The organism is Streptomyces glomeratus (assembly GCF_021462825.1).
GTDB classification, from domain to species: Bacteria; Actinomycetota; Actinomycetes; order Streptomycetales; family Streptomycetaceae; genus Streptomyces; species Streptomyces glomeratus.
Genome location: NZ_JAKEEB010000011.1, coordinates 23,650 through 35,445 on the forward strand (window position 1 = coordinate 23,650; position 11,796 = coordinate 35,445).

The following is an 11,796-nucleotide window of genomic DNA, read 5'->3' on the forward strand; positions in this document are numbered from 1 at the left end:
GGCCGGAGGGTCGCGTAGGGTGTCGCCGTGCCCCTGACCCGTGGATATCTCGCCGAAGGCCCCCGCGTGGGCATCCGCCACTTCACCTATGAGGACGAGGCCGAATTCACCGCCCGGGCGCGGGAGAGCAGGGACCTGCACCATCCGTGGCTCTTCCCGCCGGTCACCGCGCGGGCCTACGCGGCCTACGCGGGCCGGCTGATCGACGATCCGACGAAGGCCGGCTTCCTGGTGTGCGAGAAGGACAGCGGGGCCATCGCCGGGTACATCAACATCAACAACATCGTCGAGGGCGGGTTCCTGTGCGGAGCCCTCGGCTACGGTGCCTTCGCCCACGCGGCCGGGCGGGGACTGATGGCGGAGGCCCTCGACCTCGTGGTGCGGTATGCGTTCGGACCGATGGGACTGCACCGGCTGGAGATCAACGCGCAGCCCGGCAACACCGCCTCGATCGCGCTCGCCCGGCGCTGTGGCTTCCGCCTCGAGGGCTTCTCACCGAACATGATCTACATCGACGGGGCCTGGCGCGACCACGAACGCTGGGCCATCACCGCCGAGATGACCGGCAGCCGCCCCGGGCCCGCGCCCTCCGCGTAGGTCCGGCGCGGCGTCCCCTCGGGCGGCGTCATGTCCGGCTTTGCGGAATCCTGACCGGCAGAGCCCCTGGTCGGCTCTTCGGCAAACGGGTTCCATGGCGATCGTGACGACGATCCGACGGGACGCGATGAGGCTGCCCGCGGCGGCTCTGGGACCGGACAACCCACTGCCCCCGCTGCGGCCGCCCGACGACGTGCACCGCATCGAGGACCGAGGCAGAGAGAACCTGCCGCCCGACATGGCCCGGCAGCTCGGCTGTGCGCCCCTGCGCAGCCTGCTGCCCGTGCGCGTGCGGGACGGCTACGGCAGAGCGCGCGCCCCTCGGGAGATCGGCACCCTCGTGATCGAGAACGACCGGCTGCGCGCCACCGTCCTGCCAGGCCTCGGCGGACGCGTCGCGTCGCTGTTCCACAAGCCCACCGGCCGTGAACTCCTCTACCGCAACCCCGTGTTCCAGCCCGCCTGCTTCGCGCTCAACGGCGCCTGGTTCTCCGGCGGTATCGAGTGGAACATCGGCGCAACCGGCCACACCACCCTCTCCTGTTCCCCCCTGCACGCGGCCCGCGTCACCGCGCCCGACGGCGGGGAGATGCTGCGCCTGTGGGAGTGGGAGCGCCTGCGCGACCTGCCGTTCCAGGTCGACCTCTGGCTGCCGCAAGGCTCCGACTTCCTGTACGTCGGTGTGCGGATCCGCAATCCGCACGACCGGCCGGTGCCGGCCTACTGGTGGTCCAATACCGCCGTGCCGGAGGAGTGCCGGGTGCTCGCCCCCGCCGAGGAGGCCTACCACTTCGGCTACGAGCGCCGACTGCACCGGGTGCCGGTGCCGTCGTACGGCGGTGTGGACCGCACCTACCCCGCGAACAGCGTCCATCCCGCCGACTGGTTCTACGAGGTGCCCGACGGGCGGCGGCGCTGGATCGCCGCGCTCGGCCAGGACGGCCACGGGCTGGTGCAGACGTCGACCGATGTGCTGCGCGGCCGGAAGCTGTTCGTCTGGGGCACGGGCACCGGCGGCCGCCGCTGGCAGGAGTGGCTCACCGAACCGGGCACCGGCGGCTACTGCGAGATCCAGGCCGGACTCGCCCGCACCCAGCTGGAACATATACCACTGGACGCGGAGAGCGAGGTGGCCTGGCTGGAGGCGTACGGGCCGCTGCACGCCGAACGGGAAGGGGACTGGGACCGCGTCGTGCGCGCGGCCGGGGCACGCCTGGAGGCCTGCCTGCCGCGCGAGCGCGTCGAGGGCGCCTACGCGGCGTGGCGGCCGTACGCCGACGCCGAACCCGGTGAGGTGCTCGCCGCCGGTTCGGGCTGGGGCGCGCTCGAAGTGCTGCGCATGGGCGACAAGTTGCCGGGCACCCCGTTCGAGGAGGGGACGCTCGGCGATGCGCAGGCGCCCTGGCTGGAGCTGTTGCGGACCGGTTCCTTCCCCGAGGCGAGGCGGGCCGGGCCGCCCGGGGAGACGCTGGTGGCGCCGCACTGGCGGGACATGCTGGAGACCGCGCCCGCACTGCCGCTGACGGAATATCACCTGGGTATCGCCCAGTGGCACGCGGGCGACCGCGCCCAGGCGGTGCGCAGTTGGGAGCGCGCGCTTCCTCTCGCCCCGTCCCTGTGGCCGTTGCTGCGCTGTCTCGCGGTGGCCGACCAGGAGGCCGGCCACCGCGAGCGCGCCGCCGACCGGTATGCCGAGGCCTTCGACGACCTGTGCCGGGAGCGTCGCGACGACGGGGAGACCTGGATGGCCGCCGGCGCGGCGCTCGGCCGCGAGACCCTGGAGGCGCTGCTGGCCGTGGGCCGCGCCCGGGACGCGCGCGCCGTGTGGCACCGCCTCCACCCCGTGACGCGAGAGCGCGGCCGCTTCCGGCTGATCGAGGCCCGGCTGCTGCTCGCGGAGGGCGATCGCGAGGCGGCGCGGGCCGTGTTCGAGGAGGGGTTCGAAGTCGCCGACCTGCGGGAGGGCGCGGAGACGATCAGCGAGCTGTGGGCGCGGCTCACCGACGAGCCGCTGCCGGCGCGCTACGACTTCCGGATGCGGCCCTGACGGCGTCTGACAATCCCCGGGCGCGGATCGGACACTCCCTAGGCGGGCGGTCGGCGGTCCACGTACTCGTAGACCGTCCCGTCCGGATGCGCCGCGATCAGATTGCGGCCCGCAGGTGTGGGGACGGGGCCCGCGATGATACGGGCTCCGAGCCCGGTCAGCACGCGGTGGGCCTCGTCGACGTCCTCGACGGCGATCGTCGCCGCCACCTTGCGCAGCAGCTCCAGTGCGGGCGCGGGGCCGCTCATCAGCAGGAAGCAGCCGACCGCGGCCACCTGGACACCACCGCGTTCGAAACGGAGAGCTCTGCCGCCCGCCAGACGTTCGTAGAAGGGGACCGCGGTCTCCAGGTCGTCGACGCAGACGCGTAGCGAGGCTCCCAGAATCTCCATGCGGACGAGCCTAGTTGGGACGTCCGGGAGAGGAGATCGTTTCCGCCGTATACACGCCACTTCTCCCCGGCATGGGTGTGTGCGGCAGGCGGGTGGCACGGCGTTATGCGCGCCCTTGCCCGGGTACCCGGCGCACATGAAGCGCTTGGATCATCTGGAACATCTGGACAAGCAGCTGGTCGACGAGCTGGCACAGGTGGCCCGGGAGGCCGTGCGTGACGAGCTGCGCGAACAGACGCGCAAGCAGCGTCGCACGGCCGCGCTGTACGCCGCGTCCGGTGCCACTGGTCTGTACGCGGGTGCCGCGCTGGCGCTCGCCGCCGGCCTGGCCCTGGCCCTCGGCCTGCCCGGCTGGGCCGCCGCGCTGGTCATGGCGGCGGTGCTGGGCGTGGGCGCCTATGTGCTGCGCGGTGCCGCCCGCTCCGGCGGCGGCCACCCGCACGGGACCGCATCCCACGGCGCCACGGGCCGTGTCGTCGGCGGTACGCCGCCCGCCGGGCCGTCCGGCGGCCACGGCATGCCGTACCCGCCGGTGCCGCCCGCAGCACCCGGGAACCCGGTGACGGGTGACCCTGTGCCGGGCATGCCGGAAGCCGACCCGGACATACCGCGCCGCCGGGGTCGGTGAGCGATGGCCAGGGCGTGGTCGCGAGCCATGACAGGGCGCCGCAGGGCGGTCGTGGTGACCGGGGCGAGTGGTGGAGTGGGCCGGGCCACGGCCGTGGCCTTCGCCGCCCGCGGAGACAGGGTCGCCCTGCTCGCCCGCGGCCGCGAGGGCCTCGGCGCGGCCGCGGAGGAGGTGCGGCGCGTCGGCGGTGAGGCGCTCGTCGTGCCCGTCGACGTGGCGGACGCGAGAGCGGTCGAGGACGCCGCGCAGCAGGTCGCCGACGCGTTCGGGCGGATCGACGTCTGGGTCAACAACGCGTTTACGGGCGTCTTCGCGCGGTTCACCGACATCGCGCCGGACGAGTTCCGCCGCGTCACCGAAGTGACGTACCTCGGTTATGTGTTCGGCACCCGGGCCGCCCTGCGGCACATGCGTCCCGCGAACCACGGGACGATCGTCCAGGTCGGCTCCGCGCTCGCGTACCGGGGGATACCGCTCCAGTCGGCGTACTGCGGTGCCAAGCATGCCATCCAGGGGTTCAACGAGTCCCTGCGCTGCGAACTGATGCACGAACGGTCGCGGGTGCGGACGACGATGGTGCAGCTGCCGGCCCTGAACACCCCGCAGTTCGACTGGGTGCTGAACCGGATGCCGGGGCGGGCCAGGCCGGTGGCGCCGGTCTACCAGCCGGAGGTGGCGGCACGCGCGATCGTGCATGCGGCCGGGCACGCCAGGCGCCGGGAGTACTGGGTGGGCGGATCGACGGTGGCCACTCTGATCGCCAACGCGGTGGCCCCCGGGCTGCTGGACCGGTACCTCGCACGCACCGGGTTCGACGCCCAGCAGGACGCGCGGGACAAGGCGCGGCACGACGGGGCGGGGAATCTGTGGACTCCCGCGGACGGCCCGCACGGCCATGACTTCGGGGCGCACGGACGCTTCGACGCGGAGTCCCAGCCGGGGAGCGCCGAGGAATGGATCTCCCGCAACCGGGCCAGGATCGGTGCCGGCCTGCTGGCCGGCGGCCTGGGCGCCGCGGTGACAGCCGAGGCCCTGCGCCGCCGCGGCTGACGGTGGGGCCGGGGACGGGGCGATCTCGTGCGCCAAGCCCCGCCTCCGGCCCCAGGTCGCCTCAGGTCCCAGGCCCACCCGGCCGTGCTCCCTCCCGGCGCCACCGGGAAGCCGAAGCCTGGGCAGCCCCCGGCGCAACGACGGCGGGCGCTAGGACGGCGCCCGAGCGTCTCAACGCGGCAGCTGCGGCAGCACCTTGGTGCGGTAGAAGTCGAAGAAACCGCGCTGGTCGGGGCCGATCTGGTTGACGTAGACCCGGTCGAAGCCCGCGTCGACGAACGCGGACAGCGCGGCCACGTGCTCGTCCACGTCGTCCCCGCACACCCGGTTCTCGCGCACCGTCTCCTCGGTGATCAGCTGCTGCAACTGCTCGAAGTGCTTCGGCGAGGGCAGCACCTGCCCCATCTCGCCGGGCAGCAGCTCGTTGGCCCACAGCCTGCGCACCGTACGGACGGCCTCGTCCCGGTCGGTGCCGTAGCAGACCTTCGCACCGCCGCTCACCGGCTTGGCGCCACCCCCGCCCTTGCGGAACTGCGCCACCATCGACTCCTGCGGCATCATGGTGATGTATCCGTCGCCGATCCGGGCCGCGAGCGAGGTCGCCGCGGGCCCGAAGCCGGAGATGTCGATGGGGACGGGCTCGTCGGGGACCGTGTAGAGGCGGGCGTTCTCCACCGTGTAGTGGGTGCCGTGGTGGGTGACCTCCTCGCCGGTGAACAGCCGGCGCATCACCTGGATGGCCTCCTCCAGCATCTCCAGACGCACGCTCGTGGGCGGCCAGCGGTCGCCGAGGATGTGCTCGTTGAGCGCCTCGCCCGAGCCGACTCCCAGCCGGAAGCGGCCGCCGGTCATCACCGCGCTGGTCGCGGCGGCCTGCGCCACCACCGCGGGATGCATCCGCACCGTCGGGCAGGTCACCGCGGTCTCGACCGGCAGCGACACGGCCTCCGAGATGGCACCGATCACCGACCAGACGAAGGGGCTCTGGCCCTGCGCGTCGTTCCACGGGTGGTAGTGGTCCGAGATCCACAGCGCCTGGAATCCGGCCTGCTCGGCCATCCGCGCCTGCTCGATCAGAGCGGCGGGGCCGAACTCCTCACACGAGAGGAAATAGCCGTACTCGGTCATGAAGAACCTCCGGGACGGGGCTTACCGCGTCGGTCTCCGGCCGGGTAACCGTGCGGATGGGGGCGAAACGCCGGGGCTGCCGGGTTTGGGTGCCCCGACCCGGGAAACGCGGAAGGTCTCCACGGGTGGCATTCGTGCGCCCGCCAGGCAGACGTACGCGCGACCACGCCGGAGGCGAAACGTGAGTCGACCTCGCATCCTCATCGTCGGTGCCGGATTCGCCGGCTACCGCACGGCACGCACCCTCTCCCGGCTGACCCGGAACCGGGCCGAGATCACCCTGCTCAACCCGACGGACTACTTTCTGTATCTGCCCCTGCTGCCCCAGGTCGCGGCGGGCATCCTGGAGCCGCGGCGCGTCGCCGTCCCCCTCGCCGGCACACTGCGCCATGTTCGCCTGGTGCTCGGCGAGGCCGACGGTGTCGATCTCGACGCGCGCACGGTTCACTACACCGACCCCGAGGGCCAGGGCGGCACCCTCGGCTACGACCGGCTGGTGCTCGCCGTCGGCAGCGTGAACAAGCTGCTGCCCGTTCCCGGCGTAGCCGAGAACGCCCATGGCTTCCGGGGACTGCCCGAGGCGCTCTACCTGCGCGACCACGTGACCCGCCAGGTGGAGCTGGCCGCCGCGGCCGACGAGCCCAAGAGCTGCGCCTCCCGCTGCACCTTCGTGGTGGTCGGCGCCGGTTACACCGGCACCGAACTCGCCGCGCAGGGCAAGCTGTTCACCGACGCCCTGGTGCGCAGGCAGCCGCTGCGCGCGGGCATGCGCCCGCGCTGGCTGCTGCTGGACATCGCGCCCCGCGTGCTGCCGGAGATGGACGAACGGCTCTCCCGCACCGCCGACCGCGTCCTGCGTCGCCGCGGTGTCGACGTACGGATGGGAGTCTCCGTGAAGGAGGCGACCCACGACGGAGTCCTGCTGACGGACGGGGAGTTCGTCGACAGCCGCACCCTGGTGTGGTGTGTCGGCGTACGGCCCGACCCGCTCGTCAGCAGCCTCGGACGGCCCCTGGAACGCGGCCGGCTGCTGGTCGACCCGTACTTGCAGGTGCCGGGTCACCCCGACGTGTTCGCCTGTGGGGACGCGGCCGCCGTGCCCGATCTCGCCAAGCCCGGCCAGTACACGCCGATGACGGCGCAGCACGCCTGGCGGCACGGCAAGGTCGCCGCCGTCAACGTCGCGGCCTCGCTGGGCATCGGCAGCCGGCGTCCCTACCGCCACCGCGACCTGGGCTTCGTCGTGGACCTCGGCGGCGTGCAGGCCGCCGCCAACCCGCTCGGGATCCCCCTGTCCGGGCCGCTCGCGGGAGCCGTCACCCGTGGTTACCACCTCGCGGCGATGCCCGCGAACCGCATCCGGGTCGCCGCCGACTGGCTCCTGGAGACCGTACTGCCTCGCCAGGACGTCCAGTTGGGGCTGGTCCGCTCCTGGAACGTGCCGCTGGACAGCGCGTCGCCCGAACTGGCCCGCGTGCCGGGAGCCCCCGCACAGTCCGGTACGGAGAAATCCGGTACGGAGGAACCTCGATGAACACACGTCAGCTCACCGAACTCGCCCAGCAACTGCGCGTCGACAGCGTGCGCGCCGCCGCCGCGGCGGGCTCCGGGCACCCGACCTCCTCGATGTCCGCGGCGGACCTGATGGCCGTCCTGCTGGCCCACCACCTCCGCTACGACTTCGAACGCCCCGCCCACCTCGGCAACGACCGGTTCATCCTCTCCAAGGGGCACGCCTCGCCCCTGCTGTACGCCGCCTACAAGGCCGCCGGGGCCATCAACGAGACCGAGCTGCTCACCTTCCGCAAGCTCGGCAGCCGGCTCGAAGGACATCCCACGCCCCGCCGGCTGCCCTGGGTCGAGACGGCCACCGGCTCCCTCGGCCAGGGGCTGCCCGTCGGGGTCGGTGTCGCCCTGGCCGAACAGCGGCTCGACCGCACCGGCTACCGCGTATGGGTGCTGTGCGGCGACAGCGAGCTGGCCGAGGGATCCGTGTGGGAGGCCGCCGAGCACGCCGGGTTCGAACATCTGGACAACCTGATCGCGATCGTCGACGTGAACCGGCTGGGCCAGCGCGGACCCACCCGCCACGGCCACGACCTCGACGCCTACGCGCGCCGCTTCAAGGCCTTCGACTGGCACACCGTCGAGGTCGACGGGCACGACGTCGAGGCCATCGACCGCGCCTACGCCGAGGCCGAGTCCACCACCGGGCAGCCGACCGTGATCCTCGCACGCACCCTGAAAGGCAAGGGCGTCGCCGCCGTCCAGGACCGCGAGGGCCAGCACGGCAAGCCGCTGCCGGACGCCGACGAGGCGATCGAGGAACTCGGTGGCGTACGGAATCTGCACGTCGAGGTCCAGCCGCCGCCGACCGCCCGTGTGCTGCACGCGGTCCAGGGCGGCCATCTGGAGCTGCCGCGCTACGACATCGGCGACCAGGTCCCCACCCGGGACGCCTACGGCCAGGCGCTCGCCGCGCTCGGCAGCGCACGCGGCGACGTCGTCGCCCTGGACGGCGAGGTCGGCGACTCCACACGCACCGAGTACTTCGCCAAGGACCACCCCGAACGCTACTTCGAGTGCTATATCGCCGAACAGCTGATGGTGGCCGCCGCCGTCGGTATGGCCACGCGCGGCTGGGTGCCCTACGCCTCCTCGTTCGCCGCGTTCCTCACCCGCGCCCACGACTTCGTCCGTATGGCCTCCATCAGCGGCTCCGGCATCAACCTCGTGGGCTCGCACGCCGGTTGCGCCATCGGCGAGGACGGGCCCTCGCAGATGGGCCTCGAGGACCTCGCGATGTTCCGCGCCGTGTACGGCTCCACCGTCCTGTACCCGTGCGACGCCAACCAGACGGCCAAGCTCGTCGCCGGCATGGCGGGCCGCGAGGGCATCCGCTATCTGCGGACCACCCGGGGCAAGACCCCGGTCATCTACGGCCCCACCGAGGAGTTCCCGATCGGCGGCAGCAAGGTGCTGCGCGCCTCCGCCGAGGACCGGCTCACCCTGGTCGCCGCGGGCGTCACCCTCCACGAGGCGCTGAAGGCCGCCGACGCCCTCGCCGAGCACGGCATCCGCGTACGGGTCGTCGACCTGTACTCGGTCAAGCCCGTCGACCGCGCCACCCTGCGCGAGGCCGCCGAACGCACCGGATGCCTCCTCACCGTCGAGGACCACCGGGAGGAGGGCGGCCTGGGCGACGCGGTCCTCGACGCCTTCCTCGACGGACGGCCCGTACCGCGTCTGGTGCGCCTCGCGGTCCGTACGATGCCCGGCTCGGCGGCGCCCGCCGAGCAGCTGCACGCCGCGGGCATCGACGCGGAGTCCATCGCCGCCGCGGCCCGGCTGCTCGTGGAACACGCCGTGGTGCCGTGACCGAAGGAGCGCGATGACCAGCACGCGGACCGTGCGGGCGGGCCGCCGCACACTGGAGGTCCACCGTCCGGACAAGGTGCTGTTCCCCGGCGACGGGAGCGGCAAGGAGTACACCAAGGCCGACCTCGTCGACTACTACCTCTCCGTCGCCCCCTGGATGCTGCCCCATCTGCGGGGACGCCCCCTGATGCTGGAACGGCACCCGGACGGTGTCCGCGGCCCCCGCTTCATGCAGAAGAACACTCCCGACCACTACCCGGACTGGGTCCACCGCGTCGAGCTGCCCAAGGAGGGCGGCACCGTCTGCCACACCGTCTGCGACGACACCGCCACCCTGGTGTACCTCGCCGACCAGGCCTGTCTCACCCTGCACCGCTGGCTCTCCCGCGCCGACCGGCCGGAGCGGCCCGACCGGCTGGTGTTCGACCTCGATCCGGCGGAGGACGACTTCGGCCAAGTACGGCACGCGGCACGGCTGGTGGGGGAGCTGCTCGATGAACTGGGGCTGCCCTCGGGCCTGATGACCACTGGTTCGCGCGGCCTGCACGTCGTGGTGCCGCTCGCCGGTTCCCCCGGCTTCGACGAGGTACGGAAGTTCGCCAGGGACTTGGCCGACACCCTCGCCGCCGCACACCCCGACCAGCTCACCACCGCGACCCTCAAGAAGGACCGCGGCGACCGCCTCTACCTCGATGTGCAGCGCAACGCGTACGCGCAGACCGCCGTCGCCCCCTTCGCCGTCCGTGCTCTGCCCGGCGCCCCGGTCGCCGCACCCCTGACATGGGATCAGCTGGACGACCATGACGTCCACGCGCGCCGCTGGACCATCGCCGACGCGGTGGAGCAGGCACGCACCAAGCCCTGGGCGGACCTGCCGGGCAGAGCACGCTCCCTCGGCCCCGCCCGTCGGCGTCTCGAGGCGCTGCGGGGCTGAACCGCACAAGTGCAGGTTTGGCCAACGGCTTTGCGGCCACACGGGGGGAGAGGTGGCCATGACGAATACATCACGTACGCCGAACAACCACGACTCTTCCGACGACGCCCGGGCGAACGACCGGCCGAGCACCATGGAGGTGCTGCGCCATGCGAGCGCCCAGTTCACGGAGCTCACGGGTCTGGCCGCCGAGGCCGTGTCGTCCTTCGAACGCACCGAGGACGGCTGGACCCTGCACATCGAGGTCCTGGAACTCGCCAGAGTCCCCGACACGATGAGCCTGCTCGCGAGCTATGAGGTGGACGTCGCCACGGACGGCGAGCTGACCGGCTACCGGCGTGTTCGCCGCTACGAACGCGGAAGGGCCGACACACGCGCGGGCGGCCGCTCCTAGGCGACCGCGCGCCCCATATCCGTATCCCGCATTTCTGTCCCGTATCCGAGACCGTAAGGAGGTCCTGTCGCCATGACCGTTGTCCCGGCTCAACAGACCGGAGGAGGCGGCAGCAGCGGCCTGTACGACGTTCTGGAACTCGTGCTCGACCGTGGGCTCGTCATCGACGCGTTCGTCCGCGTCTCGCTCGTCGGCATCGAGATCCTGAAGATCGACGTACGGGTCGTCGTCGCCAGTGTCGACACCTATCTGCGCTTCGCCGAGGCGTGCAACCGCCTCGACCTGGAGTCCGGCCCGCACAAGAACCCCGGACTGCCCGACCTGGTCGGTGAGATCACCGAGTCCGGGGCGCGCGGCAAGTCCAAGGGCGCGCTCTCCGGCGCCGCCGAGACCATATCCGACGCCTTCCGCCAGGCCCGTGAAGAGGCCCAGCCCCGGTCCCGGACCCGCAAGTCCACCTCGGCCCGGGAGAAGAAGGAGGAGCAGGAGTGAGCACGTACGTCTACGGCATCGCCGCGGCCTCCCACCCCTCGCTCCCCGCCGGCATGGGCGGGGTAGGCGACCCGGCCCGCCCGGTGCGCGTGCTGACGCGGGGCGAGCTGGCCGCGATCGTCAGCGACGCGCCCGAGGGTCTGCGCCCCAAGCGCCGTGACCTGCTGGCCCATCAGAACGTGCTGAGCGAGGCGGCCGCGGGTGGACCCGTTCTTCCCATGCGGTTCGGCAGTGTCGCGACGGACGACGACGCCGTCACCGGCGTTCTCGAGGAGCGCGTCGACCACTATCGGGAGCGGCTGGACGCGCTGGCCGGGAAGATCGAGTACAACGTCAAGGCCAGCCACGACCAGGAGGCCGTGCTGCACCGCGTGATGTCCGAGAACGCGGACGTCCGTGCCCTCGCGGAGGCCAACCGCGCCGCGGGCGGCGGCAGTTACGAGGACCGGCTGCGGCTCGGCGAGATGGTGGCGGCCGCGGTGCAGCGCCGTGAGGGCGAGGACGCCGCGGAGGTGCAGCGCTCCCTGGAGCCGGTCGCCGAGGCCGTGAGCGTGGGTCCGGAGTCCACGGGGTGGCTGGCCAATGTGTCGTTCCTGGTGGACCGGGACTCCTCCGCCGCGTTCCTGAACGCCGTCGAGGAGGTCCGCAGGGCACACCCGCACATCGATGTGCGGGTCAACGGCCCGCTGCCGCCGTACAGCTTCGTCGAGCCCGGGCCGGCCGAGCCGGCGGCCGCCGCCAAGGGCGCGGAGTGAG

At 72.5% G+C, this 11,796-nt stretch carries 12 protein-coding genes; 10 read left to right on the plus strand and 2 right to left on the minus strand.

Going from position 1 to position 11,796, the window contains the following annotated elements; translation table 11 throughout:
* The first annotated feature begins 27 nt into the window (after positions 1-27).
* Both LZ604_RS15570 and LZ604_RS15575 read left to right on the plus strand, forming a co-directional pair.
* Entirely contained in the window at positions 28-597 is a 570-nt protein-coding gene (locus LZ604_RS15570; RefSeq protein ID WP_234515699.1) for a GNAT family N-acetyltransferase, read from the plus strand.
* Positions 598-691: 94 nt separating this feature from the next.
* Positions 692-2,644, plus strand: a complete 1,953-nt coding sequence (locus tag LZ604_RS15575) for a DUF5107 domain-containing protein (protein WP_234515700.1) — start codon at positions 692-694, stop codon at positions 2,642-2,644.
* A 38-nt stretch (positions 2,645-2,682) separates the two neighbouring features.
* Here LZ604_RS15575 and LZ604_RS15580 read toward each other — a convergent pair whose 3' ends face one another.
* Entirely contained in the window at positions 2,683-3,036 is a 354-nt protein-coding gene (locus LZ604_RS15580; protein ID WP_234515701.1) for a VOC family protein, read from the minus strand.
* A 136-nt stretch (positions 3,037-3,172) separates the two neighbouring features.
* Here LZ604_RS15580 and LZ604_RS15585 point away from each other — a divergent pair, with 136 nt between their 5' ends.
* Complete coding sequence (locus tag LZ604_RS15585) at positions 3,173-3,664, plus strand: phage holin family protein (protein WP_234515702.1); 492 nt, start codon at positions 3,173-3,175, stop codon at positions 3,662-3,664.
* Positions 3,665-3,691: 27 nt separating this feature from the next.
* Positions 3,692-4,714, plus strand: a complete 1,023-nt coding sequence (locus LZ604_RS15590; protein ID WP_234515703.1) for an SDR family oxidoreductase — start codon at positions 3,692-3,694, stop codon at positions 4,712-4,714.
* Positions 4,715-4,885: 171 nt separating this feature from the next.
* On the opposite strand, the gene LZ604_RS15595 is transcribed toward LZ604_RS15590, so the two are convergent.
* Positions 4,886-5,842: an LLM class F420-dependent oxidoreductase gene (locus LZ604_RS15595; protein ID WP_234515704.1), complete on the minus strand. Its 957-nt coding sequence runs from the start codon at positions 5,840-5,842 to the stop codon at positions 4,886-4,888.
* Between the two features lie 181 nt (positions 5,843-6,023).
* Here LZ604_RS15595 and LZ604_RS15600 point away from each other — a divergent pair, with 181 nt between their 5' ends.
* The 6 genes from LZ604_RS15600 (at position 6,024) to LZ604_RS15625 (ending at position 11,795) form a co-directional block, all read left to right on the plus strand.
* Positions 6,024-7,376 (plus strand): NAD(P)/FAD-dependent oxidoreductase, encoded by a 1,353-nt coding sequence (locus LZ604_RS15600; protein ID WP_234515705.1) that lies wholly within the window; start codon positions 6,024-6,026, stop codon positions 7,374-7,376.
* Positions 7,373-9,220 (plus strand): transketolase, encoded by a 1,848-nt coding sequence (locus LZ604_RS15605; protein ID WP_234515706.1) that lies wholly within the window; start codon positions 7,373-7,375, stop codon positions 9,218-9,220. Before LZ604_RS15600 ends, LZ604_RS15605 begins: the two co-directional genes overlap by 4 nt.
* A gap of 13 nt (positions 9,221-9,233) precedes the next feature.
* Positions 9,234-10,154 carry a non-homologous end-joining DNA ligase gene (gene ligD / locus LZ604_RS15610; protein ID WP_234515707.1) on the plus strand — a complete coding sequence of 307 codons (921 nt, stop codon included), beginning with the start codon at positions 9,234-9,236 and terminating at the stop codon, positions 10,152-10,154.
* Positions 10,155-10,212: 58 nt separating this feature from the next.
* On the plus strand, positions 10,213-10,548 hold the full coding sequence (locus LZ604_RS15615; protein ID WP_234515708.1) for a gas vesicle protein GvpO: 336 nt from the start codon (positions 10,213-10,215) through the stop codon (positions 10,546-10,548).
* 72 nt (positions 10,549-10,620) lie between these two features.
* Positions 10,621-11,040 carry a gas vesicle structural protein GvpA gene (locus LZ604_RS15620; protein ID WP_234515709.1) on the plus strand — a complete coding sequence of 140 codons (420 nt, stop codon included), beginning with the start codon at positions 10,621-10,623 and terminating at the stop codon, positions 11,038-11,040.
* Complete coding sequence (locus LZ604_RS15625; protein ID WP_234515710.1) at positions 11,037-11,795, plus strand: GvpL/GvpF family gas vesicle protein; 759 nt, start codon at positions 11,037-11,039, stop codon at positions 11,793-11,795. Before LZ604_RS15620 ends, LZ604_RS15625 begins: the two co-directional genes overlap by 4 nt.
* Position 11,796 lies beyond the last annotated feature (1 nt).

What these genes read in the sequence shown, in the direction of transcription:
- LZ604_RS15575 (WP_234515700.1), top strand. Translation starts at nt 692, where the DNA reads ATGGCGATCGTGACGACGATCCGACGGGACGCGATGAGGCTGCCCGCG.
- LZ604_RS15580 (WP_234515701.1), bottom strand. Translation starts at nt 3,036, where the DNA reads ATGGAGATTCTGGGAGCCTCGCTACGCGTCTGCGTCGACGACCTGGAG.
- LZ604_RS15585 (WP_234515702.1), top strand. Translation starts at nt 3,173, where the DNA reads ATGAAGCGCTTGGATCATCTGGAACATCTGGACAAGCAGCTGGTCGAC.
- LZ604_RS15590 (WP_234515703.1), top strand. Translation starts at nt 3,692, where the DNA reads ATGACAGGGCGCCGCAGGGCGGTCGTGGTGACCGGGGCGAGTGGTGGA.
- LZ604_RS15595 (WP_234515704.1), bottom strand. Translation starts at nt 5,842, where the DNA reads ATGACCGAGTACGGCTATTTCCTCTCGTGTGAGGAGTTCGGCCCCGCC.
- LZ604_RS15605 (WP_234515706.1), top strand. Translation starts at nt 7,373, where the DNA reads ATGAACACACGTCAGCTCACCGAACTCGCCCAGCAACTGCGCGTCGAC.
- ligD (WP_234515707.1), top strand. Translation starts at nt 9,234, where the DNA reads ATGACCAGCACGCGGACCGTGCGGGCGGGCCGCCGCACACTGGAGGTC.
- LZ604_RS15615 (WP_234515708.1), top strand. Translation starts at nt 10,213, where the DNA reads ATGACGAATACATCACGTACGCCGAACAACCACGACTCTTCCGACGAC.
- LZ604_RS15620 (WP_234515709.1), top strand. Translation starts at nt 10,621, where the DNA reads ATGACCGTTGTCCCGGCTCAACAGACCGGAGGAGGCGGCAGCAGCGGC.